The organism is Polyangium fumosum (genome assembly GCF_005144585.1).
In the GTDB taxonomy this organism is placed as follows: domain Bacteria; phylum Myxococcota_A; class Polyangia; order Polyangiales; family Polyangiaceae; genus Polyangium; species Polyangium fumosum.
Window position 1 is genome coordinate 208,273 of sequence record NZ_SSMQ01000004.1, and the last position, 25,590, is coordinate 233,862.

The following is a 25,590-nucleotide window of genomic DNA, read 5'->3' on the forward strand; positions in this document are numbered from 1 at the left end:
AAGCACCACCCCCGAGGTTCATTTCGGACAAACCCGCGTCAGTTGCTGCTGGCCGTGGGTTGCTTCTCGGCGTCCTTCTTCTCGCCGTCGCGCGCCTCTTCGGTCCCCTCCGGCGTCGGCTGCGGCATCGACTCGAGCGCCGCTTCGAGCACCTGCTCCATGCGGCTCGCGAAGAAGAACTGCAGTTCGTCGATGACCTCCTTCGGCACCTCTTCGAGGTCCGCGCGGTTGCGCTCGGGGACGATGATGCGCTTGATCCCCGCGCGGTGCGCCGCGAGCACCTTCTCCTTGAGGCCGCCGATCGGCAGGACGCGACCCCGCAGCGTGATCTCGCCCGTCATCGCCACGTCGTGCCGGACCTTGAGGCCCGTCAGGAGCGAGACGAGGGCGGTGAACATCGTCACGCCCGCGCTCGGACCGTCCTTCGGCATCGCGCCCGCGGGGATGTGGATGTGCAGATCGCTCTTGTCGAGGAAGTCCTTCGGGATGCCGTACTTCAAGGCATTCGTCCGGACGAACGACAGCGCCGCCTGCGCGCTCTCCTTCATGACGTCGCCGAGCTGCCCCGTGAGCTGGAGCTTGCCCGTGCCGTACATGCGCGTCGCCTCGATGAAGAGGATCTCGCCGCCCACGCTCGTCCACGCGAGGCCCGTGGCCACGCCCGTGTCCGCCGTGCGCTCGGCGACCTCGCTCGTGTACTTCGGCGCGCCGAGGAACTCGTGCAGGTCGTCCTCGTTGTCGACGCGACGCTTCTGCGTCTCGCCCTCGGCCACCTTCACGGCCACGCCGCGGATGACGCTCGCGATCTGGCGCTCGAGCGAGCGGACGCCCGCCTCGCGCGTGTACCGATCGATGATCTCTTCGAGCGCGCGATCGGTGATCTCGAGCTGCTCCTGCGTGAGCCCGTGATCCGAGAGCTGCTTCGGCAGGAGGTGCTGCCGCGCGATCGCGAGTTTTTCGCGGCGCGTGTAGCCCGGGATCTCGAGGATCTCCATGCGGTCGCGCAGCGGAGGCGGGATCGGATCGGCCGTGTTCGCCGTGGCCACGAACATCACGTGCGACAGGTCGTACGGGATCTCGAGGTAGTGATCGGCGAACGTGTTGTTCTGCTCCGGGTCGAGCACCTCGAGCAGCGCCGCGGACGGGTCGCCGCGGAAGTCGTGCCCGATCTTGTCGACCTCATCCATCATGAAGACCGGGTTCACGGTCGACGCCTTCTTCATGCCCTGGATGATCTGGCCGGGCAGCGCGCCGACGTAGGTGCGCCGGTGGCCGCGGATCGCCGCCTCGTCGTGCACGCCGCCGAGCGAGACGCGGTGGAACTTCCGACCCAGCGCGCGCGCGATGCTGCGCCCGAGCGAGGTCTTGCCGACGCCGGGAGGCCCGAGCAGGCAGAGGATCGGTCCCTTCTTGTCCTGCTTCAGCTTGCGCACCGCGAGGTACTCGAGGATGCGCTTCTTCACCTTCTCGAGGCCGTAGTGATCCTCGTCGAGGACCTTGCGCACCGCCGCGATGTCGAGGTTGTCCGTCGTCGACTGCGTCCACGGGATGTCGAGGATCCAGTCGAGGTAGGTCCGGACCACGGTGTACTCGGCCGAGCCCACCTGCATCGTCCGCAGGCGCTTGAGCTGCTTCTTCGCGACGGTCTCCGCCTCCGTCGGCAGATTCGCCTTCGAGATGCGATCCTCGAGGCCGTCGAGATCGCCCTGATCGCCGTCGTCCTCGCCGAGCTCCTCCTTGATCGCCTTGAGCTGCTGGCGCAGCACGTACTCGCGCTGGTTCTTGCCCATCTCCTCCTTGATCTGGGAGTTGATGCGCTCGCGCATCTTGAGGATCTCGAGCTGGCGCGTGAGCAGGCGCAGCACCTTCCGGATGCGCTCCTTCACGTCCACGGTCTCGATGAGCTGCGCCTTCTCCTCGACGGGCGCGTCGAGGTTCGCCGCCACGAGATCCGCGAGCGCGCCGGGCGCCTGGATCGAGTCGATGAGCGAGCCCGCCTCGCGCGGCAGCTCGGGCATCAACTGGATGACCTGCTTGGCGATGTCGCGCAGGCTCATCGCGAGCGCTTCGGCCTCGACGTCCTCCGTCGCGGGCTCGTCGATGCGACGGATCTTCGCCTTCATGTACGGCGACAACGTGACCACGCCTTCGAGACGGATCCGCGTCAGGCCCTGGAGGATGAGCGAGTAGTTGCCGGAGCTGTGCTTCAGCGCCTTGAGGACGCGGGCCGCACAACCGACCGGATAAAGATCCTCGGCCGCGGGATCGTCCGTCGACGGATCCCGCTGCGCGAAGATCGCGATCACCGGCCCGGGAAGGTTGTCGACGTCTTCGACGAGGGCGACGCTCTTCTCACGGCCCACGTCGAACGGCGCGACCGCTCCCGGAAACAGCACGGCGTTGCGAATGGGGAGGACCGGCAGCTCGTCGCCGAAGACCACCTCCTCCTCGGAACGCGGCTGACTGGGCGGGTTTTTCTTTTCCGACATGAGACGATCTCCTCTGCGAAGCTACCCGGGACGGGAGCAGCTCCGACCGGCATCGGCGGCACTTGCTGGACCCTACAGAGGCCAGCTCACGAATAGCGTCAATCGGTTTGATGTGTCCTCCCGAGGCCCGTGGAGCAAGCAGCGCCCGAACGGGGTCTCGGAGGCGGCGGTCAACGTAGACACGACGCACGCGCCATGCCAGGCCTCTGCGGGAGATTTCATCCGCTCTCGGGGGCCGGGGGGGTGCCGTAGGGCCTTCTCCGAGGTTTTGAAGAGCCCGCCACGGCTAGCGCCCACGTCCCGGGCAGGTACCATGCGCCCGGGCGCAGGCTGCTCCTCCGCTCGGCCGCCTCGACGAAACGACACGGGCGGGCGGGCGCGGGCAGCCTTTTCCTTAGCTGGAGGCCGCTGCTTGCTCGATCCGGTCGTCGCGACGTTGTCCCTCGCTGCCTTCCTGCTGCACGTCCCCGCAGCGCCTTCGCTCGATCCAGGCCCGACCCCCGCGTGCCCGAGCGACATGCGCCTCGTCACGGGTACGCACGCCGACGAGGTCCAGCACCTCTGCACCGACCCTCGCAAGGACGCGAAGACGACGCATTGTTTTGCGTATTTCGAGGGCCTGACGGGCGAAGAAGGGGCGCGGACGGACGTCCGCGTCTGCATGGATCAATTCGAGGCGCCGAACCGGCGCGGCGCGCGCCCGCTCGTGATGCAGTCGTTCCGCATGGCCGAGCGCTGGTGCGGCCAGCGGGGCAAGCGCGTGTGCAGCGAGCAGGAATGGGAGCTCGCGTGTGAGGGCGGCGAGCGCAGGCCCCTCGCGTACGGCTGGCAGGTGAACCGGACGCAATGCAACAGCGACAAGGCCTGGCGCCCGTTCGACGCGCGGGCGCTCGCGGCCGGCGGCGAGGACGAAAAGAAGGAGCTCGAAAAGCTCTGGCAAGGGTCGACGAGCGGCTCGTACCTGAGCTGCGTCTCGCCCTTCGGCATCTACGACATGATGGGCAACGTCGAGGAGTGGGTGGCGACGCGGCCCGGACGCAAATTCCCGGGCGCGCTCATGGGCGGGTTCTGGGCGAAGCCGTGGACGGGTTGTCGCGGGACGAACGACGCGCACGAGCCCACGTTCACGTTCTACGAGACGGGCTTCCGCTGCTGCGCGGACCCCGGCAAGCTCTCCGACACGACGAAGGCCCAGGACGGCGGCGACACCGCGAAGGACGAGAGCGGCGAGGCGAAGCCCAAGCCGGCGAAGAAGAAGCGCAAGAAGCGCGCGGGGTAGAGAGGATCAAGCGCCGAGGATCATGCCCTTCGTGAGGGCACGACCGGCGACGAGCTCCTGCGCGGACAGAGGCTTCCGTCCTTCGAGTTGCCCGCGCACGAGCGTGATCGAGCCTGCGCCGCACGCGACCTCCACGCCCCCTTTGTCTGCGGCCGTGACGGTGCCGGGCGCGCCGCGCACACCTTGTTCGAGGGCCACGCGCGTGGCGAGCACCTTCAGCCCTTTGCCTGCGCACGTCGTGAACGCGCCGGGCCACGAGGTCATGCCGCGGACGTGATCGTGCACGGCGCGTGCGGGCTTCGACCAATCGATGCGGCCGTGCTCCTTCTCCAGCATCGGCGCCATCGTGGCCGCCGCGTGATCCTGCGGCGCCGCGACGAGGTCCCCGGAGACCGCGCGCAAAAGATCTTCGCGCACGACCTGCGCCGCGAGCGCGCCGAGCTCGACGTACAGCTCGTCGGCGGTCGTGTCCTCGCCGATCGGGATCCGGTGCGTGGTGTACACGGGGCCCGTATCCATGCCCTCGTCCATCTGCATGAGGCAGACGCCCGTCTCGCGCTCGCCGTTCACGATGGCCCAGGTGATCGGGGCTGCGCCGCGGTACTTGGGCAGGATCGAGGCGTGCAGGTTCATGCAGCCGCGGCGAGGCGCGTCGAGTACGGCCTTCGGCAAGATGCGGCCGTACGCGATGACGAGCGCGACGTCGGCGTTCGTTTCGGCGATGAGGCGCGCGAAGTCCGGTGTCTTGACCTTGAGTGGTTGCTCGACGCGCAGGCCGAGCTCGAGGGCGCGCTGCTTGACGGGCGGCGCGCGCAGCTCGAGGCCGCGGCCGGCCGGGCGATCGGGCTGGCAAACGACGAGCGGGATCTCAGCGATCGCGTGGAGCGCATCGAGCGCAGGGACGGAGATGGCGGGGGTGCCGAAGAAGAGGGCGCGCACGGGCGGGGTGTAGCGCTTCAGAGGCGGCGGAGGAAGTCGATGAGGGGGTGGAACTCGGGACGGGAGAAATCGAACACGCGATCCCTCGCTCCAGGGCCCAGGCGAGGATCCTCGTCGCTGAGTACGGAAAGGAGCGCACCGATGCGTCCCTTGTCGGGACTCTTTGCCCGATGACCTTGGCCGTCCATGCAGGCGAGGTACGTCTCGACGCACCGCCTGGGCCCCGCATTCTCAGGGTCGTTCGCCCACGCTCGCCAGACGAGGGACTCGGCCTCGCCGGTGCTGCCGTCGCCCGAGACGACGAAGAGCCCGATGCGGGGTGGTCCTGCGGTCCACTGACCGTGACGGACGTCCTGCTTCGTGATCTTGTTCAGCGCCGTTTCGAGCGACTTGCATGTCCCAGAGAACGTCTCATCTGCATCGACGACCACGCCGATGGATGCTTTCGCGGCGAGAAAATCCGGACGAAGGTACGTCTCAAGCTTGGCGATCACATCGCGCTTGCCGTTCATGGGCTTGATGAAGGCCCAGTCGATGGGCCTTCCAATCCACTCGAGAACCTCGGCGTAGAACGGAAGATCACCCTTACCCTCGACGATCAGCACTCGGCTCGCCTTATTCTCGTCATGCATGTGATTGGCCATCACGATCTCAACGAAGCTCGATCTCTGCGGCGATGGCCGCTTCGATGTGCTTGCGGTCGAGTGTGCGTCCATCGGCCACGTCGCCCAGGCGATAGAGCTGGATCACGCGAAAGTCGTAGCTATCCCGCGCGGCGAAGCACTCGTGCGCAGCGACGAGACACTCGCGGGAGTGGGTCGTCGCGAAGACCTGGATGCCGAGGCGTTCGGAGACCTCGGCGATACCCTTCCAGACCGTGGGGAGCGCGGTGTAGTGGATGCCGTTCTCGATCTCGTCGATGAAGCAGATGTCCGGCTTGCGACCGAGCAACTCGGAGAAGATCGCGACGAGGCGATAGATGCCCTGGCCAGCCTGCGAGAGGGGAATGCGCTCACGCAGGCCGACATCGACGACGATGAACGGCTTGGCAGCGACAGCATCGAGGCGCACCGAGCGAATACGCGAGTCCACAGCGCCGAGGAGGGATTCGAGCTGTTGCTCGTCTTCCGGTGCTCGTACAGCCTCGGCGAAGGCATCGACCATCGCATCGGGCACACGATGCTGGACGGAAACAGCGTGCACGCGAAGACGAAGAACCCCCGCCGTGCACCAACCGTACAGGGAATTGCCCCGGTAGAAGGAGTCGAGTTTGTCCCCTTCGCTGGACAAAAGCCGGTCCTTCCTTGCCACGAAGACACGCCTTCGCTTTTGTCCGGGCGACGTCACCCGGAGCACCGTCTCCACGTCAGCGCCATGCTTCGGGAGCCAATGGTAAAAGCGAGCGTCCGGTACTCCGCCCCCCGTTCGGAAGAGTCCGTGCAGATCCCCCATCGTGGCAGGGTCGGCGAGCACAGTGATCGCCTCCAGCAGCGACGTCTTCCCCGTGTTGTTCTTCCCGACGACGAGGTTCACGCGGCCGAGATCGCTCAAGGCGAGCCGGGAGAACCCGCGAAACTGTTCGATCTCGATGGACTGGAACATGCGCCTCGTCGTTCCTTGCCCGTTCACCCGCCCAGCGGCAAGCCCCGCGCCTGCCGAGCGCAACAAACGTCCTGACGAGCCTCCGCCCTCGTCGGACAAGAGCCGCGGAACACCCCTGCAAAACGCAGCGTACCGGCGCCCGACCGAGGGATCCCCGATGCAAACCCCCACGCGCCTCTGCAAGGTGTGTCTTGCACGCGTTGCAATCGAGGCTCCCCGCTCCGCAGACCACGTCTGCACGTGTGCAAACCGGTCCTCGCGGCTGCAAGGGGTCGGTTGCACGCGATGCAACCGGCATCCGCACACGACACGGAGGCGTTTGCACGCGCGTGAGCGCGGCCCATCGGTGTGCAAGGGGGTGCTTGCACGCGTTGAAACACGCGGTTCGAACGTCGCTGGCTGCTTTTCAACGCGTGCAAGCACCCCCTTGCACGTGGCTTCGGTCGATTTCCACGCACGCAGGCCCCCCCTCGCGCGCGGTTCCTTCGCTTTGCGTTCGGCGCAAGCGTGGCCGCGTCTCGGTCACGCGGCCGGGATCACGTGTGCAAACGGGAGTTGTGCAGGGGGAAAAAGAGAGGACGGCGTCGGCTACACGCCCGAGGGATGCCAGATCGTCTTCATCTCGACGAAGCGCTCGATCCAGCGCGGGCTCGTCGCGCTGTCCGCGTCGAACCAGGCCGCCTCGTCGATCGATCGCGTCCGCACGCGCTTCACGTTCCCGATGGCCGCCTCCTCCGCCTTGCGCGCGAGCTCCGGCGCCACCTCGTGCAGATCGAGCGCCGCCACCTCCATGTGCTTCGCGAGGTGCGGGAGCAGCTCGGCCGCGCGGCCCGTCAGCACGTTGATCACGCCGCCCGGCAGATCACTCGTCGCGAGCGCCTCCCCGAGCACGAGCGCCGTGCGGGGATCCGCCTCGCTCGCGAGCACGATCACCGTGTTGCCCGCGGTGATGATCGGCAACACCGCGCCGAGCAGCCCGAGCAGCGCCGGCCGCGCAGGGGCCACGACGCCGACCACGCCCATCGACTCGGGCACCGTGAAGTTGAAGTGCGGCCCCGCGACCGGGTTCAGGCTCGAAAACAAGCTCTGGTACTTGTCCGCCCAACCCGCGTACGAGACCACGCGATCGATCGCGGCCGCCGTCTCCGCCGCCGCGCGCGACGCTTCGAGGCCGCCACGTTCGAGCGCGCGCGCGAGCTCGCCCTGCCGCGCTTCGAGCATCTCCGCGAGCCGGTAGAGGATCTGCCCGCGGTTGTACGCCGTGCGTCCGGCCCAGCCGTCCCACGCGCCGCGCGCCACGACGACCGCGTCGCGCACGTCCTTGCGGGACGCCCACGGCACGTTTTCTTTCGTCCCTCCGAGGCTCATCGGATCCGCCACCTGCATGTACCTGCCCGACTCCGAGCGGATGAACTGCCCACCCACGAGCATCTTGTACGCCTTGCGTACCGACAAACGGGCGGGCGGGACGAACCCGTTCTCGCGCTCGTCTGCACGGGCAGGCGCCCCCGCCGTCTCCTTGTCCTTCGCGCGCGCCATCAGTCCACCTCGAGATACGGCAAGAGCCCTTGCCGGCCGCCCTCGCGGCCGAAGCCGCTCTCCTTGTAACCGCCGAACGGAGAGCTCGGATCGAACTTGTTGTACGTGTTCGCCCAGACGACCCCCGCGCGCAGCTTCTGCGAGACCCAGAAGCTCTTCGAGCCCTTGTCCGTCCAGACGCCCGCGCTGAGGCCGTACATCGTGTTGTTCGCCTTCTCGACCGCCTCGTCGGGCGTGCGGAAGGTCATCACGGCGAGCACCGGCCCGAAGATCTCCTCGCGCGCGATGCGGTGCGACTGCGACACGCCCGTGAAGAGCGTCGGCGCGAACCAGTAGCCCCGCGCCGGCAGCTCACACGGCGTCGAGAAGCGCGTCGCGCCCTCGCGCTCGCCCGCGTCGACGAGCTCGCGGATCTTGTCGAGCTGCATCTTCGAGTTGATCGCGCCGACGTCCGTGTTCTTGTCGAGCGGATCCCCCACGCGCAGCGTCTGCATGCGATCACGGAGCCTTCGCAGGAGCGGCTCGAACGCGCCCTCCTCCACGAGCAGGCGCGAGCCCGCGCAGCAGACGTGCCCCTGGTTGAAGAAGATGCCCGAGATGATCCCCTCGACCGCCTGATCGAGCGGCGCGTCCGCGAACACGATGTTCGCCGCTTTGCCGCCGAGCTCGAGCGTGAGCTTCTTCTTCGTGCCCGAGAGCGCCTTCTGGATGCGCTTGCCGACGTCCGTGGATCCCGTGAACGCGACCTTGTCCACGTCCGGATGCGCGACGAGCGCCGCGCCCGTCGCGCCCGCGCCCGTCACGATGTTCACCACGCCCGGCGGCAGATCACACTCCTCGAGGATCTTCGCGAGCAAGAGCGCCGTGAGCGGCGTCGTCTCCGCGGGCTTGAGCACGCACGTGTTGCCCGCCGCGAGCGCGGGCGCGAGCTTCCACGCGGCCATGAGCAGCGGGAAGTTCCAGGGGATCACCTGCCCCGCCACGCCGAGCGGGCGCGGCGAGCGACCCGGGAACGCGTACGCGAGCTTGTCGGCCCAGCCGGCGTAATAAAAGAAGTGCGCCGCCACGAGCGGCAGATCGACGTCGCGCGACTCCTTGATCGGCTTGCCGCCGTCCATCGTCTCGACGATGGCGAGCTCGCGCGCCTTCTCCTGGATCACCCGCGCGATGCGGTAGATGTACTTGCCGCGCTCGATCCCGGAGAGCTTCGACCAGTATTTTTCGTACGCGACGCGCGCCGCCTTCACGGCGAGATCCACATCGCGCTCATTTCCCTCCGCGACCTCGGCGAGCTTCTGCTCGGTCGAAGGGCTCACGGTGTCGAAGTACTTGCCCGACGACGGCGCGACCCACTTGCCGCCGATGAAGAGCTCGTAACGCGGGTCGATCCGGACGTGATCCGCGGCCTCGGGCGCGGGCGCATAGGTCCACGCTTTGCCGAACTCGAGCGCGGCGCCGTGCGCTGGGCGAGCCGGCGACGACGGGGCCGCGTGGGTCTCGCCGTTCGTCGCAGGGGCGATCGTTTCCTTGGCGGTCATCGTGTCTCCTCTTCAGTCCTTGCTGAAGGAATCGCCTGACTGGTAGGCGCCCGTGCGCTCTTTTTCGAGCTGCATGAGCACGTCGTTGAGCAACGTGGATGCGCCGAGGCGGAAGAGATCCGGCGTGAGCCAGGCGTCCCCGAGCGTCTCCTTCACGAGCACCAGGTAATGCAGCGCCTGCTTGGCCGTGCGGATGCCGCCCGCCGGCTTCATGCCGATGCGCTTGCCCGTCGCGTAGAAGAAATCGCGGATCGCCTCCAGCATCACGAGCGTCACCGCGGGCGTCGCGGCCGGCGTGACCTTGCCCGTCGACGTCTTGATGAAGTCCGCGCCCGCGAGCATCGCGATCTGGCTCGCCTCGCGCACGAGGTCATACGTGCCGAGCTCGCCCGTCTCCAGGATCACCTTGAGGTGCGCTTGTCCACACGCCTCTTTCGTCGCGGCGATCTCGTCGAAGATGCGCGTCTTTTCGCCCGCGAGCAGCGCGCCGCGATCGATGACCATGTCGATCTCGTCCGCGCCCCACGCGACCGCGCGCCGCACGTCCTCGAGCTTCACGTCGAGCGCCGAGAGCCCGCTCGGGAACGCCGTCGCCACGCTCGCGACCTTCACGCTCGATCCGGCGAGCGCATGCTTCGCCACGGGGACGAGCTTCGGGTACACGCAGATCGCAGCACACGGCGGCACCTCGGGCGAGGCGTGGGGCCGCATCGCCTTCTGGCAGAGCTGCGTGACCTTGCCCGGCGAGTCCTTCCCTTCGAGGGTCGTGAGATCCATCATCGCGATGGAGAGCAAGAGCCCCGCGACCTTCGTCTCCTTCTTGATGCTGCGCTTGCCGAGGGCCGCCGCGCGCTCCTCGACCATCACCTTGTCCACGGTGGGCGCCGAAAAGTCGGGGTACGTCCGCGCCCCGCTCGGCCCCGCCGCGCCCTTGCCATTGCCGCCTTCTGCAGCCATCGACCGGCCTCCGGGGATTGGATGCGGGGGCAAGGCCCGGCTTGTCCGGGCGAGCCCCCTCTGCCTGCTTTCGCGGGACGCTAGCAGAACTATCCGCGCCGCGGCATCCCTGCTAAGGGTGGCAAGGTGCAGAGCGGGTCGGGCCTCGTCTTCGTCAATGGAATCCGCCTCTACATCCACCGCTTCCAGCCCGCCAGCGCCCGCCCGAGCGGCCTGACGGTCCTGCTCCTCCACGGATACCTGGACTCCGGCGCCACGTGGGATCTCGTGGCCGAGCCCCTCGCGCGCGCGGGGCACGACGTCCTCGCCCCCGACCTGCGCGGGTTCGGCGAGAGCGACTCCGTCGGCGCCGGTGGCTACTACCATTTCCCCGATTACGTCAGCGATCTCTCGTCGCTGCTCGACATCCTCGCGCCGAAGCGCCTCGCCCTCGTGGGCCACTCGATGGGCGGCACGATCGCGGCGCTCTTCGCCGGCGCGAGGCCCCAGCGCGTCGACCAGCTCGTCCTGCTCGAAGGCCTCGGCGCGCCCGCCTCCGAGCCGAGCACGGCCGTCGATCGCATGCGCACGTGGCTCGACGACATGCGCTCGCTCGATCGCACCCCGCGCCCCGTCGGCTCCTTCGACGAGGCCCTCGATCGCCTCGCGCGCAGGCACCCGCAGGTCTCCCGCGCGATCCTCGAGAGCCGCGCGCGCCTGCTCACGCGCACCCACTCGGGCCGTTTGTCGTGGGCTTACGACTCGATGCACCGTACGACGGCGCCGGTCCCCTTCCACCTCGAGTCCTTCAAGTGCTTCCTCCGCCGCATCACGGCGCCCACGCTCTACGTGAGCGGCGGCGTGAACGGCCTGCGCTTGCCCGACGAGGCCGAGCGGCTCGCCTGCATCCCGAGCACGCTGCACATCGACCTCGCCGACGCCGGCCACATGATGCACTGGACCGCGCCCGAGACCCTCGCCGAACGCCTGCTGCGCTTCTTCGCCACGCAGCCTGAGGGCCGGCCCGCCTCGCCGCGTTGACCCGCGCCTCCCCCGATTGAATTTTCGAGCGCGAAGCGCCACGCTGAACGCATGCGAAAGCCGAGCTTCTTTTCTTTTTCTTCGCGGACGTTCCCCTTCCTCTCGCTCACGCTCGCGACCGGCTTGCTCCTCACGGTGTCGAGCTCCGGATGCGGGAGCGATCGCGCCTGCTTCTACTGGACCGAGCTCGAAGGCGCGTGCCCCTCGCAGGGTGAAGCGTTCGACTTCTTCCAGGGCGATTTCTGCTCGACCAACATCACCGCGGTCAACAGCGAGGGCGCGTTCGAGGGCGACACCTGCTGTTACGACGTGACCGAGGACAGCTCGGGCTTCGGAAGCTGCGCCCCCGAGCCGGGCCCGTTCCCACCCGGGACCTCGATCGCGGTGGGCGTCGGCGGCGGCGGCGTCGGCGGCGCAGCGGGCGCCGGCGGCGCGGCCGGATCCGGCGGCGTGGGAGGCTCCGGCGGCGGCTCGACGTGCGCGTCGTGCAAGCAGTTCATGCTCGAAGACATGCCGCCCGAGCTCTGCCCCGCGTCCGTCCCGCTCTACGAAGCCTTCACCGACTGCAAGTGCCTCGGCACCTGCACGTCCGTGTGCGGCGAGGCGTGTATGTCGAGCCAGGTCCCCGCATCCGCGTGCGAGAGCTGCCTGCTCGACACGTCATCGAACGGCTGCGGCGCGCAGTTCTTCGCCTGCTCGAACGACGGCAACTGATCGAGGCGCCCTCTCCGGTCCCTCTCCACGCCGTGGAGAGGGGCCCCGGTGGAGCGGACAAACCTCTCAGAATTGGATCTTGCTGACGTTCGGCGCCGTGCCCGTCGCAGGCGCCTTCGTGCTGCCCGCGCCGAACGGCTTCGCGGAAGACGCGCCACCGCCGAGCGTCCCGGCAGGCTTCTGGCTCGGCGTCGGCTGCGGCGTGGTCGCGGCGGGCTCGACCTCGAGGCCGTCGCCGCCTTCGCCCGACTTCGACGCCGCCGCGGACGGCGCCGGCGCGACCACGCTCGGCGTCGGCGCAGGGGCCGCGCTCGGCGCGGGCGCTTGCGGCGTCGCAGCGGACGTTTTGTTCGGCGGCTCGGAGGGCCGCGCGTTCAGAAAAAAGAACGCCGCTCCGCCCACGCCCGCCGCGAGCGCGAGGAACACGAGGCCCACGACGGCCGCGGGGGACATGCCGCGGCGCGGAGCCACCATGGGGAGGGAGATCGGCGCGGAGGTCGCGCTCGGCCTCGACGTCGGCCCGCCCGGGAGCGAGGGCCGATCCTGCGCCGGCATCATCGCGGACTGCGCCTGCGCGGGCTGCTGCGGCTGCGCATACGGCATGGGCGTCTGCGTCGCGGCGTAGCCCGGATACGACGTCTGCGAGGGCCGGGGGTTCGCGACGCTCGCGGGCGCGATGAGGTGCCTCGCCGCGCTTTGTTCGAAGGCCATCGCGCGCACCGCGTCCTGCAGCGCGCGCAGCTCGTTCAGCATGTCCTCGGCCTTCTGGTAACGCGTCTGCGGGCGGCGCTGGACCGCGCGCATCACCACATTGACGAACCCTTGCGAGATCCGATCGTTCCGGCCCGTCTGCAGCGCCGGCGCGTCCGTCATCAACTTGGCGCGCGCGAGCTCGGCGTCCTGCGCGTCGCCGAAGATGTGGCGCCCCGCGATCGCGCGGTAGAGCATCGCGCCGACGGCGTAGAGATCGGAAGCCGCCGTGACGTCGCGTGAGTTCAGGATCTGCTCGGGCGCCATGTACTCGAGCGTCCCGAGCGCCATGTCCGCGCGCGTCAAGTTCGTCTGCTCGAGATCCTCGCCCGCGCCCGACTCGATGCGGCCCATGCCGAAGTCGACGATGATCGCGCGCGATTTCCCGTTCGGCGTCGGCTCCATCATGATGTTGCCGGGCTTCATGTCGCGATGGATGACGTGCGCGCGGTGCAGATCGCCGAGCGCATCCACCACGTCGCATCCGACGTCGATCGCCTCCTCGACGGAGAGCCTTCGCTGGTGCAGCACCTTCGAGAGCGGCTGGCCCTCGATGTACTCCATGACGAGCACGAGCCCGACGGTCGGGTCCTCGACGAAGTCCACGACACGCGCGACGTGATCACTCCGGATGCGGCCGAGCAGGTTCGCCTCGCGCCGAAAACGTGCGACCACCTCGCGATCGTAGGCAGCAGCAGCGAGCAGCGTCTTGATCGCCACTTTCATGCCGATCGCGAGGTGCTCACCGGCCCACACCTCGCCCATGCCGCCCGCGCCGACACGCGCGTCGACCCGGTACCGTCCCGCGATGATTGAGCCCGGAGCCAAATCCATACGATCGACCATGCTAACGGAAACCGACGGCGAACCGGCAAAAGGTTACGCCTCCTCCGCGAACTCGGTCGGCCGAGGTACGGAAAAGCCTGTATCTTTTTCCACACACGGCAGGCGCACGCCCGCCCCCGTCCTCGACACGTGCGCCCGCGCCACGACGGCGGTAACGGTCCCCGGTGCACATCGTCTTCTGCGGCACGGGCTGGTTCCCCATCGTCGACGCCATCCGCGCGCGGCTGCCCCCCGGCATCACGCTGCGCATCTGGGACCCGCGCCTGCCCCTCGCCGGCCAAGTCGAGGACGCCGACATCCTCCTGCCGTCCAACGCACACCTCGACGCCGCCGTCATCGCCGCGCCGCGCCACCTCCGCCTCATCCAGCAACCCGCCGTCGGGACGGAGGGCATCGACCTCGCCGCCGCGCGCGCCCGAGGCGTCCCCGTATGCAACGCCCCCGGCACGAACGGGCAATCCGTCGCCGAAGCCGCGCTCTTCTTGATCCTCGCCCTCGCGCGCCGCTTCCCCCGCGCGCGCCGCGCCTTCGCCGAACGCTCCATCGGCGCGCCCCTCGGCATCGAGCTCGCCGGCCGCACCCTCGGCATCCTCGGCCTCGGCCGCTCCGGCACAGCCCTCGCCCGGATCGCCGAGGCCCTCGGCATGCGCATCCTCGCGGCGCGCAGCGCCACGTCCCAAGAAGACATGCTCGATCTCGCCGCCCGCGCCGACGTGATCAGCATCCATTGCCCGCTCACGCCAAAGACACGGGGCCTCGTCGGCGAAGCCTTTCTCGCGCGCATGAAGCCCGGGGCCCTGCTGGTCAACGTCGCGCGGGGCCCGATCGTGGATCGAGGCGCCCTCCTCCACGCCCTGGAGGCAGGCAAGCTCGGCGGCGCCGGGCTCGACGTGTTCTGGGAAGAGCCGTGGGACCCCAACGACCCGCTCTACCGTCGCGACGACGTCGTCGTCCTCCCTCATGTCGCCGGCTCCACCGAAGAGGCCTTCGCCCGAATCGCCGACATCGTCGCCGGCAACGTGAAGCGGTTGCGGGAGGGGGAGCCATTGATGCATCGCATTGCGTGAGGGGGTTGGCTGCGTAGCGCCGGGGTTTCACCCCGGACCCGACCAGGGGTTGTCCACCCCTGGACCCGGACCAGCCAGGGGCTGGACCCAAGCTCGATGAACGGCGCGATGCGCAGTTCATCGAACAGACCCCATGGGCCAACTGGCCCGCCCCCTCGCATGAAACTCGGGCCCGATTTTCATGGCAGGCCCGGTCAAGACCAGCAACGGCGTTGCGCGACCGAGACAGCCGCGCTGCGGCTCCTACTGGCAACCTGGATTCTTCGTCAAGCTGTTTGAAAACCTGCGCACCGCGCAGGTTTTCGAACCTCGGTCCGGGCTGTGCCTGGTCCGGGTCGAGGGGCGGCGAAGGGGTCCGACCCCGGACATACAAGGTCCGCCCAGCTCGTGATTTGTCTTGCAGGACCCATTTGTCCTCCGGATAGATAGGCCACAGCTCATCACAGGAGGGGCCTTCCAATGAGACGAGGAGATTGTCTCGTCGCGGCGCTCGTCGTCGCGGCATCGGGCGTCGTGTTGCCTGGGTGTTTGTGGTCGTTTGGGGAGGATGAAGGGAAGGGGCGTTTTTGCGCGGCGCTGCTGCGGTTCTTTCGGCTTGGGCTTCTGGTGCTCGGCGCTTTTTGCGTCTCGGCATTGCTTCTCGGGTGCGGCGCGACGCCTGCGCATACGCAGACGTGGGCGCAGGCGACGCCGAGCGGAAAGCGCTTGTTCCGTATATGCCGGCGCCATCCCCAGGTCGATCCGAATGCGCGTTATTGGTACGATCGCGGGGACGGAACACCTCGAACGACGTCCCTGCCGCTCGACGCGCTTTTGGAGAGCCGCGAGGCCAAGGCCATCTTCATTCTTGATGCCAGCGCGCCGCCCGAGAGCCGAAGGCTTTTAGGGATTGCATTCCAGGATCTACCCTGCGACAAACCACCGCCGCCGCCACCCGCGCCGGAGAAGCTCGCGGCAAAGGAGAAGGAGGGCGAAACAAAGGAGGACGAGGCCCGGAAGGACGAGGCCCGGAAGGACGAGCCGCCGAAACCGTTGCCGCGACCGAATCCGCGCGGCGCGTCCGCGGTGGAGAGGCGCGTCGAGGTGCGTCGCTGCACGGCGTACGTAGAGCCGGGCCGGACGCCAATGCGTCGCAAAACCGCCGGGCGGACCTGCTCGAGGCTCCTCATCCACCGGGGCCGGGGCGACACGAAGCCCATCGTCGCGGAGAACCAGCCGCGCCCGGTCGAGGCGCCCGTGCCCGCCGAGCCGAGGGAGGTGCCCCGAGGTGAAGTCTGGCGATATGACGACTGGAGCTTGCCCCCGGAGGAGATGGCTCAGCTCGAACGAGCCTACGAGTGCCTCCAGGGAGTTTGCCATAAGAGGCACAAGAACTTTCAGGACGGGAAGACCAAGCCCGCCGGGACGCACAACGGGCAATCGTTGTCCACGGGGAGCGGTGGGGGAGCGAGCCCGCCGCAGCCCGCGCCGAAGACGAAGGTCCGGACCAAGACGCGGCCCTTCGGGAAACCAAACGGCGGGAAGCCAAACGGCGGGAAGCCAAATGGCGCGGCGGCGGGAGAGGCGTCACCGGCGAATGCGGGCGCGGCGGCGAATGAGAGGCGCGTGCCGAATCCGAATGGTAGGAAGGGCGGGGAGGCGCATCAGGACAAGGTCAAGGAGGTCACGAAGGATGTCGAGAAGCGGGGGCTCGAAGCGGACACGGAACATCACGTCAAAACCCCGGGCGGCCACAAGGAAAACCGCTACGTGGACGTCGCTGGGCTTGACAAGAAAACGGGGCAGCCCGTGGAATACCACCAGGTCGGGAAGCAAAGGAAGGACGGGCAGCCCGTGGAGCGTGAACGAAAGGCGCTTGACGACGTGGAACGCGCGAAGAGGCGGCGGCCAATGTTCCACCCCTACAACAAGAACAAGTGAGGAGCATCATGGGACATCAGTCAGCCTTCTACCTCACGCCCAAGGACAAGGCGGAGCTTGAGCAGCGGCTTCGGGAGAAGATGGACTTCATCATCCTCCTCCGGGAATCGCCTTCGGCGTCGCCACGCGTCGTGGACTCGCTGAACTTCTCCGAGCCCGACAACCCGTGGTTGAGCAAATACCTCGCGCGGCCCGAGGACCTCAACGAGATCGTGATGCACCACGTTCCCGAGCAGGGGTATTGGACCCCGGACGACCTATTTTCGCCCGTGGTCAAGTGCAGCGGCTGCTACTTCGACGGGAAGATCCTGCGCAGAGGGCGCGTGTATTACGTCGACGGGTTTTATGGTCCGGACGGCGGGTGGGTGGAGAAGAGCGAGGCGTTCCGGAAGTGGGCGAGGATGGTGCATACGACCCTCAAGAAATCGTTGAAGCGGCGTGATTCGAAGTATGTCGAGTACATCGGCGCGGACGCGCAGGCGTGGGTCGATGCAGGTGGGCAGCTCGTCGACTGAAGTGGGCAACGCGTAACGGGTAGCGGACGGCCTGTAGATCTGAGCCCGGCGTATCCTCGGGCCCGAGCGTCGCGCAGGTCGTCCGCTGCGCCCATCGCAACGGTGGCGAAAGAACCTCCACGACCGCCGCCGCAGCAACGTTTGCAGGAGCCGCGCTTCCCGCTCGCGGGTGGCACGGGCGGCCGGGTTTTCGCCGGACGATCCGTGGGAGGATTCGCTGACGTCGTCCGAGGTGCCGTGGGTGGTGCGTGGCGATCGAATACCGCGGCGATCGAGAAGGCGCTGGCCACGCGGGTGAGTGTTTCGCAGGCGGAGACGAGCGCATTTCTGGCCGCGCAGATCCGCGTCACGGAGTACGTGCGGCAGTTCATGGATGCGTCGGATTGGTTTCTGGATTCGCCGATCCCGCCGGATGTCCGGGCGCAGGTGGATGGGGTCCTGAAGAATGCTTTTGCCGATATGGCGGAGCAGATGAAGGAAAGCCTCAACGTGTGGGAGGCGATCGTGCTCGGGCCGGAGAAGGGCTCCTTCCTGGAGACGGTGCGGGCGTTTGCCGGGGCGATGTCGACGGTCGGGGAGGGGGCGGCTGCGTATGCGGAGGTGATGCAGACGCTGGTGCATGCGTCGTCGCGGATTGCGATCGGATTCGTGCCGTATGCGGGGCCGGCGCTCGATCTGTGTGAGGCGGTGACGGGGAAGCTCTTGTGTTTGCCCGGGGGGAAAGATCTGACCACGGAGGAGCGGGTCGGCTCGGCGGTAGGGTTCGGGTTCGGGCAGATCACGAAGGCTTGGGCGGGGATCAAGGCGGCCGGGGTCAAGCCGGGGGCGAAGATTGTCGCGGCTGGCGTGCTGAACCTCGGGGAGGAGTTTACCCAGGCACTCCGGGCCAGTAGGATCGAGCAGTGGAAGGGCTTGCGCCATGCCGTGACGAAGCTGCCGATGGATGACTTCGAGAAGCAGGCGGGGCTCTACTTGATGAAGAACGAAGGGCGGCGGATGATCGGGGTGGGCGATGACGGGGTGCGGTCGGCGATCGGGATCCCGAAGGGAGGAAACGGAGTCCCCAAGGATGTCGCCAAGGCACCGGACTTCCTCACGGTGACGAAGGAGAACCTGCTGGTGGTGAGCGAGGCGAAGGGCGGCGGCGTGAAGGGCCACGAGGTGGTCAATCAACTGGCCAATGCCATGAAGAAGCTGAAGGAGCTGAACCTCGACGGCGATGTTACGCGCCTCGAGCTCATCATGAAGAAGGGAGCGGAGATGAAGAATCGGAACTATGGGGTCGTCGATGACGTCCTCGTAAGCTACTTGGACGACGCAGCCGGCAAGCCGAAGCTCATCGAAGGGCACATCATCCGGGTGATCCAGCTATGAGCTGCGACGGCCCGCACTTCTTTGCGTGGTGCGACCCAACGGCCAGGGCCGACGCCTTCGTGGCGGCCCTGGCCGCGCTCGGCGGCGCCCCACTCTACGTGTATCTGAGAGCGCCCGGTGTGGATGACACACACGAGAATCTTTCGCTCGAGGAGGCGCAAAGGCTCGTGCGGGCCCACCTCAGCAACGACATGGCGGAGGCGGCGTTTTATGTGGGCACGCCGTTCCGTGTAGGGCGGTGGACCTGCAACCTGAGCGTCGAGAGTCGCGGGGAGGCGTATAAGCTCTCCGTGTACCACATCCCGATGAGCATATGGGGGGACGATCGCGATGAATTCTTTCTGCGTCGCGAGCCGCACCGCCTCGGAATGGGGCCGCGTTCCACGTCCGTCGAGGCGGCGGCCATGGCGATCGACACGGAAGGCGACGTGGAGGATCTCCTCCTCGGCCTCTGCGCGCCGGACGCAGGGCTCGTGACGTTCGGCGCGTGCGCCGATTGGTGGCCGTGGCGTGCGCCGCTGGAGAGCAACGCGACGTATCACGCCCATGCGGCAGCCGTCGCGCGCGACCTCGCCCTCTCGTGGGTCCACGTCCACGACGGGTACAAGATGGGGTCTATCGCGGAGCTCTCCCTCGACGAGCTCGCCGCGCGTGCCTTCGCCGCCCCCGAAGGCGCGCGCATCGGGATCGCGACCTTGGTCGACGGCGTGCGGATGCACGGCAAGGAGGATAGTGAAGCGAGCTTGGACGACCCCAGGCGCCGCTACTTCTCCCCACTGGCACGCAAGGGTGCGCGACCCATCGGACCCGGTGATGCGGTGCTGACCCGCGAGCAGGTCTTGCGCGCCCTTGCGACGCCGCCGGGTGTCCTCTTCGAGGCCCTCGAAGCGTCCGCGGCGGCCTTGCGCGATGACGAATGGCGCGCGGCCGAGCCGCTGGCCCGCCAGGCCATCCATGCGAGGACGGAGGGAGCGCCCACGCGGGAGATCGCGGTCACCGAGAGACACGAGCGCTTCATCGAGCAGCACGCCCCCTACCACGTCCGCAGGCTCCCGAACGGAGGCGTCCTCCTCGCGACGCATCCCTTCCGCACGCTCTGGCCCCTCTGGTCGAATGCGCTCGCGCTCCTTGGAATTCGGCCGAGAGACGGGGGCTGAGACCCTTCAGCGAAGACGACGGGGCTGACCGTTCAACGGGCAACGTACCCGTCGCCAGCTTGAAACCCCCTCCCTGGTCTTGCCACGGACCCGTTGGAAGAACTGCGCGATGCGCAGTTCTTCCACCTTCGGTCCAGGCCGTGCCTGGTCCGGGGTGAAGGGGGCGGACAGCCCCCTTCCGGGGTCCGGGGCAGCGCCCCGGCGCGGGCGGCTTCTCCAGGGGCTTGACCGGTGATGACCCTGCCTACCAATAACCGCAGCGCTGACAGGTCGGCGGGCAACGCCGGCTCCGTCCCTCCCCGCGATGGGGCCGTAGGCCTTCAGCGATGAACTGCGTGATCATTTCGGAATTGCCGACAGCAGGAGCGAAAATGCACGCGTGTTGACATCGTCGGAGGCGGGAGCGACCATCGCGCCGCCCTGATGCAACCAACGCCCCTGTTCGACCGCTCCCTGGCCCCGTTCCACCCGAACGACCCTCCTTCCCAGGCGTCTGGCGCATGAAAACCCATGACATCGGGAGACACACGCTCGTCTACGGCGACGACGACGTCTCCGTCATGACCTACCGCGGCCGCGTCACGTACAACGAGATGCGCGAGATCCTCGCGACGGAGGATCTCGCGAACGTGCCCGCGGCCGTGCTCCTCATCTGCGACATCCGCGCGTTCGAGGGGATGGACGGCGAGACGCGGCGCCTCGGCGCGACGAACCCCAAGCCCGCAAAGCGGTATTTCACGGCCTACCTCGGCGCCGGCTTCAGCCTGCGGGTCTTCGTGAACATGTGGAATCGGGCCACGAACTTCATCCACGGCGCGAAGTACGTCTCCGGCTTTTTCGAGGACGAAGCGGCCGCGCGGGCGTGGCTCCTAGAGCAACGAGAAGCGTTCGAGCGCGAGGAGATGCGCAGAACGACCGGGAGCGAAAGCGAAATTCTCGGTTGAAATTCCCGAGGCAGCCGAGGGGGGATCGGCTCAGGCCGTGGGCTGCGAGCGCCGCGCGCCGCCCGCGCGCCGCTTGACCGACAAGAGGACCCCGAGCGCGCCCAGGAAAAGCAGCGACGAAGAGGGCGCTCGTTCTGCATCCTCTACGCTGTAGCTGCATCCACCGCCGCCAGGGATGGGCCCACCACCCGGACCCGCATCGAAGCCGGTCCCCGCGTCGAACGGCTCACCGCCGCCCGCTCCCGCGTCAAACGGCTCACCGCCGCCCGTCCCAGCATCGAGCAGCTCGCCGCCGTCCATTCCCGCATCGAGCAGCTCGCCGCCGTCCATTCCCGCATCGACCGGCTCGCCGCCGTCCATTCCCGCATCGACCGGCTCGCCGCCGTCCGTCCCAGCGTCCTGCGGCTCGACCGGCTCCATGCAGGTCCCCGCCGAGCACACGTTCGTCCCATCGCCGCACGTCGTGCCGTCGAGCGGAGCGCACACCCCATCGGCCGGCGCGCCGGCCGCCACGCTGCACGCCATACAGTCGGTCGTATCGCCGCCGCCGCATGCCGTGTCGCAGCAGACGCCGTCCGAGCAAAAGCCGCTCGGGCAAACGCCGCAGGTCGTGATACGCGAGAGCCGCACGCGAACCGATTCGTAGGGGGCGCCCTCCACGAACCGCGAGAAGGCCGCCATCGTCTCCCCATTGCCGCGCGAGGCAAGCTCGACGGGCTTGAGGATGCCGGGCTCGGTCGAGATATCGAACGGCGCGCTGACCGTCCCATCCGGAGCGACGGTCACGCCCCGAAGAATGTCATGCCGCGGAGAAGCCCCCGGCGCGAACCGCGCGACGACGAACAGGCTCCCGTCGAACGCCACGGAAGGACGTTGCTCCCAATGGCTGTAGCGACATCCATTGTACCCGTTCGGGTCCGGGTGCTCGTCGAGAAAGACCCCCTGCGCATCGAGGACCACGCCAGCCGGCGTGATACGCGCCGCGCGCTCGCGGGTGACCTTCGTCGCGAGATCAAAGGCCCTCCAGGCGATCAGGTAGACGCCCCCGCCGAACGCGACGTCGAACCCACAAAGCAGCTCGTTCTGGTTCGCGACCGTGAGGCCCCCCGGATCGAGCATCACCCCGTTCGTGTCGAGGCGCGAGGCGCGCAGGATCGTCGGATTGCCGGATCCTGAGCCATTCGGGTCCGCGCCCCACACGTACAAGGCGTTCGTGCCGTCGGAAGCGAGCGCGCCGCTGGAACCATAGGGCAGCGCCGCGAGCTCGGTGACGTTCCCTTGCGCGTCGAGGCGGAAGGGAATCCGGGCGCCGTAGAGGTAGCCGCCCGCATACTGAAGGACGAGCAACGTGTCGGCCGCGACCGCCGTCGCCGCGACGACCCTGTACTCCCCGAGTTGAAGGGGCGGGTTGTCGAGCAGCATCCCTTGGTCATCCACGCGCGAAGCACGGAGCGAGTTTTGCTCCTCCAATGCCCCCGCCGGGAGGTCGTACGCGGACCACAGGAGCAGGGTCGACGGCCCGCCTGTGATCACGTGTGGATCATTCTGGTGGAGCGGGCCGATGGCCATCGGCAGCCCCGACGTGTCGAGCGCCTGCCCCGCGGGAGAGACGCGCGTCGCGAGGATGTCCCCGGAGCCCGACGCGTCGTTGCGATCGTCTTCCCAGGCGACGAGGTAATTCTGCCCATCCCAGGCGAGCGATACATCCGTCTGGCTGTTCGCGCTCCCCGAGATGAGGACCGGCGTCGTATCGATCTGCGTTCCATCCATCGCGAAGCGCGCCCCCACGATGTCGGCGGTGTTGGGCGCGCTAAAATCGTTCGACGCGAACGCGGACCAGGCGACAAACGCGTTCGTCCCATCAGACGTGATGGCCACGTCCCGGCCCGACGTCGTGACGACGCTCGGCGCCGGATCCAAAAAGCCTCCCTGCGCGTCCAGCCGCAGGAGCCGCAGCGTCCCGCCCGATTCGACGAGCTCGATCTCCCACCGGTTGCTCGACGTCATGAGGAACCCAGCGCTGGTCTCGACGAGCCCGACACGGATCAACTCGTCGTTGATCGGATCCGTGATGGCGAGCGTGTTCGGCGCGCCGAGCGGCACGGCCGCGGCCGACACGCGGACCGTATGAAACGCCCTCTCGGTCCAGGCCGTCTCCCACGCAACGAGATGGTTCGTCCCATCAAAGACCACGGCAGGCGCGCTGATGAACTCGTCGCCCGTGTAGCCAGCGAGCGTGGGCGCGAGGTCGACGCCGCTCGGGTCGAGCACGGCCCCCTGGGCGTCGATACGCGCGCCCCGGAGCATGCCGTTCGAATGCCAGACCATCAGCGTGTCCGCGCCCGAGGAAGCGAGCCCGAGGCCGCTGAAGGACCAATACGGGCCCGCGATGGAAGCGACGCCGCCCGGATCGAGGACGGCGCCGGCCGTCGTGATGCGCGCGTGGCGCAGGCCCGCCGGGGCATTGGAGCTCGACCACGCCACGACGAACTGCCCCGCCGCGTAGGCGACGTTGAATCCCGAGCCCGCGACGCCGGTGGCGCCAATCGTGATCGGGGTCGGGTCGAGCACGGCGCCACTCGGATCCACGCGCACGGCCTGGAGCTCCGTGCCGCTCAGGAACGCGACGAGAAACACGCCTCCGCCCACGGCGACGCGGGGCTCGCCCCCCGACGCGAGACCAAGCCCGTACGGATCGAGGACGCTCCCGTCGGGCAGGATGCGCGCGCCGTAAATCGTCGCCGGCGCGCCGCGGCCGTCGCACCAGACGGCGAGGTGCTGCGTGCCGTCGAAGGCCACCGAGGTCGAATGCTGGGCAAAGCCGGCCGGGCCAAAGATGGGATCATCCGTGCCCGTCTCGGGGGAAATGAGCGGATCGAGCACGGCCGGATAAGCGGACGTCTCCACGAGGTTCGCGGCGACGCGCATTTCGAGGCCCCCGGGGACGGCGCGCACGGGCACGTCGGCGCGGGCGCCGCGGGCGTCGATCCACGTCGCATGCCCGACACGGGCGCCGAGCCCGGTGGCGTGATCCGCGAAGTGATGCCCTGCCGCGCCTGCGCCTGCATACGCCTGGCCGGAGACCCGAAGGCGAACGGTGACGTCGCCATCGCCCTCGGGGCGCGCGGGGAACGTGTAACTCAGCTCCACACCTTCCGGCGTGGGACGCAGGTGTTGCGCGACCTCTCCTCGGTCGAGGATCAGCTCGCCGCCCGCGTCGACGGCCGGCTTTGCGGCAGACGCGGCATGGCCGAGCGAACGGCTGCCGCGCGTGACGTCCGTCGTTTCGATCCGGAGCGGCGACGGGCGCGCATCGGGGTTTTTGCCTTTTCCGTCGGCGAGGGGCGCGAGCTCGAATGCCTCCGCGGAGGCGCGCACGGCATAACGGTCCCCTCCGGCGGTCCATACCCCCTCGCCACCGCGGAACGCAGGCAGGAGCGGCCCCGGCGACCCCGCCGCGGCAGGCGAAGGCGCGCGCGCCCCCGTCGCCGCGACGACGGAGGCAGCGGCGGCGCCGAGGAGAAGCAACGTGAGTCCCGCGAGCCGTGGGGCGCGCAGAGGCCTCGTCGGCCCATGTATCCCAGAGCGATCGTCCATCAAGGCGTCTTCCTTTCTCGTCGAGCGCACGGCCCGTCGGGCGTGTCCACTGCTCGACGGTCGGATTTGCAAGGAAATGGCCGTGACGCGACCGAGCGCATCACGGCCAGCTTCCACGATGCTACACGCCGGTGCGGACGAGGACCATCGTGCTCCCGCGCGGAGCAGGATCGGGACGTGCTCTTGGAGGTGGGACAGACAGGTCCTGAGCATGGGTCTCATCGGGAAGCCGCTGCGCTGGGGCTTTGCCCCAGACCCCACCGGGGCTATCCGCCCCTGGACCTGGACCAGCGAGGCGCTGGACCCAGGACGATGAACTGCGCGATGCGCAGTTCATCGAACAGCCGGTGGCAAGACCTGCGACGATTTCGCCCAAGGCCAAGGCCGCAGCGCTGACGGCTCCGCTGGCAACGCCCCGTTGCCAGGAGAGACGCGCGTCCGTGGTCTTGCCATCGGCCCTTGGAAGAACTGCGCGGAGCGCAGTTCTTCCACGAAAGGTCCAGGGCTGGCCCTGGTTCGGGTCGAGGGGCGAACAGCCCCCGCGGGGCTCGGGGCAGCGCCCCGGCGCGGCGGCTTCCCGATGAGACCGATGCGCAGGCTCAGGTCCCGGGCGTATCGGTCCCGGCGGGCGGGTCGGCCTCGGCCTTGCTCGGCCTCGACTCGTTCACCTGGAGATCCTTGAAGAAGAGCTTGAGCTCGTCTTTGCGACCGAGCGAGACGAGGAGCCCGAGGACGATTCGCTTGGCGACGCCATTGTAGGCGACGAGGAAGGTCTCCCGCGCTGCGACGAGCGCCGTGGTGCCCTGGATGGCGTGCCCCGACGAGGTTCCTTTCCCCGCCAGCGCCCCGACGAGGGCGCCTTGTGTCCCTTCGATGCGCGCCCTCCACTTCGCGGCCTCGGGGAGGTCCTTGTTGGCGTTCGCGGAGAAGCCGCGGAGGATCTCCCCCGCCTTCTGCGCGAGATCGGCCGGCTTCAAGGCTGCGAGGCTGCCCTGGTTTCCGCCCGGGAAAAATGCATCGGCGTCGTGCGCGACGTCCTCGTCGAGCGAGCCGAGGTAATGGTAAAACTTCTCGACGTCCTTGCGGAGCGCGAGCGACCTCGCTTCGACTTCCTTGCGGTCGACGCGGACGGTGCTGCGCTTGATCCCCTGCTTCTCCAGCTCGGCCGCGACGCCTATCATGGCGCCCGCGACGTGGTCGTGGAGTTTTACGATGTCGACGAGCGCCGAGGCGCCCGCGAGCTTCTGGACCTCGTTCAGGAAAAAATCACCGTATTCGAGGCACTCGAGATAATCGATGTAGGTGTCGGCCACGCCGTCCGCTCCTCGCGCCCTTCGCCTGCG

At 68.2% G+C, this 25,590-nt stretch carries 19 protein-coding genes; 9 read left to right on the forward strand and 10 right to left on the reverse strand.

Features of this window, described 5'->3' with window-relative positions; all coding sequences use genetic code 11:
- Window positions 1-38 precede the first annotated feature (38 nt).
- Window positions 39-2,489: an endopeptidase La gene (gene lon, locus E8A74_RS05955; protein ID WP_136927941.1), complete on the reverse strand. Its 2,451-nt coding sequence runs from the start codon at window positions 2,487-2,489 to the stop codon at window positions 39-41.
- Between the two features lie 412 nt (window positions 2,490-2,901).
- Between lon and E8A74_RS05960 the strand changes: the two genes are divergently transcribed.
- Window positions 2,902-3,768: a formylglycine-generating enzyme family protein gene (locus E8A74_RS05960; protein ID WP_136927942.1), complete on the forward strand. Its 867-nt coding sequence runs from the start codon at window positions 2,902-2,904 to the stop codon at window positions 3,766-3,768.
- Between the two features lie 6 nt (window positions 3,769-3,774).
- Here the strand turns inward: E8A74_RS05960 and fmt are convergent, their stop codons facing one another.
- The 6 genes from fmt to deoC form a co-directional block, all read right to left on the reverse strand.
- A complete protein-coding gene (fmt, locus tag E8A74_RS05965) occupies window positions 3,775-4,707 on the reverse strand; it encodes a methionyl-tRNA formyltransferase (RefSeq protein WP_136927943.1) in 933 nt (310 codons plus the stop codon).
- A 17-nt stretch (window positions 4,708-4,724) separates the two neighbouring features.
- Complete coding sequence (locus E8A74_RS05970; protein ID WP_170228884.1) at window positions 4,725-5,351, reverse strand: DUF3226 domain-containing protein; 627 nt, start codon at window positions 5,349-5,351, stop codon at window positions 4,725-4,727.
- A 7-nt stretch (window positions 5,352-5,358) separates the two neighbouring features.
- Entirely contained in the window at window positions 5,359-6,309 is a 951-nt protein-coding gene (locus E8A74_RS05975) for an AAA family ATPase (protein WP_136927945.1), read from the reverse strand.
- A 588-nt stretch (window positions 6,310-6,897) separates the two neighbouring features.
- Window positions 6,898-7,740, reverse strand: a complete 843-nt coding sequence (locus tag E8A74_RS05980; RefSeq protein WP_136928015.1) for an aldehyde dehydrogenase family protein — start codon at window positions 7,738-7,740, stop codon at window positions 6,898-6,900.
- 107 nt (window positions 7,741-7,847) lie between these two features.
- Window positions 7,848-9,386 (reverse strand): aldehyde dehydrogenase family protein, encoded by a 1,539-nt coding sequence (locus E8A74_RS05985; RefSeq protein ID WP_136927946.1) that lies wholly within the window; start codon window positions 9,384-9,386, stop codon window positions 7,848-7,850.
- 12 nt (window positions 9,387-9,398) lie between these two features.
- A complete protein-coding gene (gene deoC, locus E8A74_RS05990; RefSeq protein WP_136927947.1) occupies window positions 9,399-10,343 on the reverse strand; it encodes a deoxyribose-phosphate aldolase in 945 nt (314 codons plus the stop codon).
- Window positions 10,344-10,469: 126 nt separating this feature from the next.
- On the opposite strand from deoC, the gene E8A74_RS05995 reads away from it, so the two are divergent.
- Both E8A74_RS05995 and E8A74_RS51945 read left to right on the forward strand, forming a co-directional pair.
- The gene (locus tag E8A74_RS05995; protein WP_136927948.1) at window positions 10,470-11,363 is read left to right on the forward strand and encodes an alpha/beta fold hydrolase; all 894 of its coding nucleotides are present in this window, start codon (window positions 10,470-10,472) and stop codon (window positions 11,361-11,363) included.
- A 51-nt stretch (window positions 11,364-11,414) separates the two neighbouring features.
- On the forward strand, window positions 11,415-12,077 hold the full coding sequence (locus E8A74_RS51945; RefSeq protein WP_170228885.1) for a hypothetical protein: 663 nt from the start codon (window positions 11,415-11,417) through the stop codon (window positions 12,075-12,077).
- 66 nt (window positions 12,078-12,143) lie between these two features.
- Here the strand turns inward: E8A74_RS51945 and E8A74_RS06010 are convergent, their stop codons facing one another.
- Window positions 12,144-13,661 carry a serine/threonine-protein kinase gene (locus tag E8A74_RS06010; RefSeq protein ID WP_170228886.1) on the reverse strand — a complete coding sequence of 506 codons (1,518 nt, stop codon included), beginning with the start codon at window positions 13,659-13,661 and terminating at the stop codon, window positions 12,144-12,146.
- A gap of 176 nt (window positions 13,662-13,837) precedes the next feature.
- Between E8A74_RS06010 and E8A74_RS06015 the strand changes: the two genes are divergently transcribed.
- The 6 genes from E8A74_RS06015 (at window position 13,838) to E8A74_RS06040 (ending at window position 20,650) form a co-directional block, all read left to right on the forward strand.
- Window positions 13,838-14,740, forward strand: coding sequence for an NAD(P)-dependent oxidoreductase (locus E8A74_RS06015; RefSeq protein WP_136927951.1), 903 nt, complete (start codon window positions 13,838-13,840; stop codon window positions 14,738-14,740).
- Between the two features lie 459 nt (window positions 14,741-15,199).
- The gene (locus tag E8A74_RS06020) at window positions 15,200-16,660 is read left to right on the forward strand and encodes a hypothetical protein (RefSeq protein WP_136927952.1); all 1,461 of its coding nucleotides are present in this window, start codon (window positions 15,200-15,202) and stop codon (window positions 16,658-16,660) included.
- An 8-nt stretch (window positions 16,661-16,668) separates the two neighbouring features.
- Window positions 16,669-17,175: a hypothetical protein gene (locus E8A74_RS06025; protein WP_136927953.1), complete on the forward strand. Its 507-nt coding sequence runs from the start codon at window positions 16,669-16,671 to the stop codon at window positions 17,173-17,175.
- A 204-nt stretch (window positions 17,176-17,379) separates the two neighbouring features.
- A complete protein-coding gene (locus tag E8A74_RS06030) occupies window positions 17,380-18,549 on the forward strand; it encodes a hypothetical protein (protein WP_232379400.1) in 1,170 nt (389 codons plus the stop codon).
- Window positions 18,550-18,668: 119 nt separating this feature from the next.
- Window positions 18,669-19,706, forward strand: coding sequence for a hypothetical protein (locus tag E8A74_RS06035; RefSeq protein WP_136927954.1), 1,038 nt, complete (start codon window positions 18,669-18,671; stop codon window positions 19,704-19,706).
- 500 nt (window positions 19,707-20,206) lie between these two features.
- Complete coding sequence (locus tag E8A74_RS06040) at window positions 20,207-20,650, forward strand: STAS/SEC14 domain-containing protein (RefSeq protein ID WP_136927955.1); 444 nt, start codon at window positions 20,207-20,209, stop codon at window positions 20,648-20,650.
- 30 nt (window positions 20,651-20,680) lie between these two features.
- On the opposite strand, the gene E8A74_RS06045 is transcribed toward E8A74_RS06040, so the two are convergent.
- Complete coding sequence (locus E8A74_RS06045) at window positions 20,681-24,247, reverse strand: hypothetical protein (RefSeq protein WP_136927956.1); 3,567 nt, start codon at window positions 24,245-24,247, stop codon at window positions 20,681-20,683.
- 599 nt (window positions 24,248-24,846) lie between these two features.
- On the reverse strand, window positions 24,847-25,560 hold the full coding sequence (locus tag E8A74_RS06050) for a hypothetical protein (protein WP_136927957.1): 714 nt from the start codon (window positions 25,558-25,560) through the stop codon (window positions 24,847-24,849).
- Window positions 25,561-25,590: the final 30 nt, after the last annotated feature.

Coding starts and splice junctions, on each gene's coding strand:
- lon (WP_136927941.1), bottom strand. CDS start 2,489: ATGTCGGAAAAGAAAAACCCGCCCAGTCAGCCGCGTTCCGAGGAGGAG.
- E8A74_RS05970 (WP_170228884.1), bottom strand. CDS start 5,351: ATGGCCAATCACATGCATGACGAGAATAAGGCGAGCCGAGTGCTGATC.
- E8A74_RS05975 (WP_136927945.1), bottom strand. CDS start 6,309: ATGTTCCAGTCCATCGAGATCGAACAGTTTCGCGGGTTCTCCCGGCTC.
- E8A74_RS05980 (WP_136928015.1), bottom strand. CDS start 7,740: ATGCTCGTGGGTGGGCAGTTCATCCGCTCGGAGTCGGGCAGGTACATG.
- E8A74_RS05985 (WP_136927946.1), bottom strand. CDS start 9,386: ATGACCGCCAAGGAAACGATCGCCCCTGCGACGAACGGCGAGACCCAC.
- deoC (WP_136927947.1), bottom strand. CDS start 10,343: ATGGCTGCAGAAGGCGGCAATGGCAAGGGCGCGGCGGGGCCGAGCGGG.
- E8A74_RS51945 (WP_170228885.1), top strand. CDS start 11,415: ATGCGAAAGCCGAGCTTCTTTTCTTTTTCTTCGCGGACGTTCCCCTTC.
- E8A74_RS06010 (WP_170228886.1), bottom strand. CDS start 13,661: ATGGATTTGGCTCCGGGCTCAATCATCGCGGGACGGTACCGGGTCGAC.
- E8A74_RS06020 (WP_136927952.1), top strand. CDS start 15,200: ATGAGACGAGGAGATTGTCTCGTCGCGGCGCTCGTCGTCGCGGCATCG.
- E8A74_RS06025 (WP_136927953.1), top strand. CDS start 16,669: ATGGGACATCAGTCAGCCTTCTACCTCACGCCCAAGGACAAGGCGGAG.
- E8A74_RS06040 (WP_136927955.1), top strand. CDS start 20,207: ATGAAAACCCATGACATCGGGAGACACACGCTCGTCTACGGCGACGAC.
- E8A74_RS06045 (WP_136927956.1), bottom strand. CDS start 24,247: ATGGACGATCGCTCTGGGATACATGGGCCGACGAGGCCTCTGCGCGCC.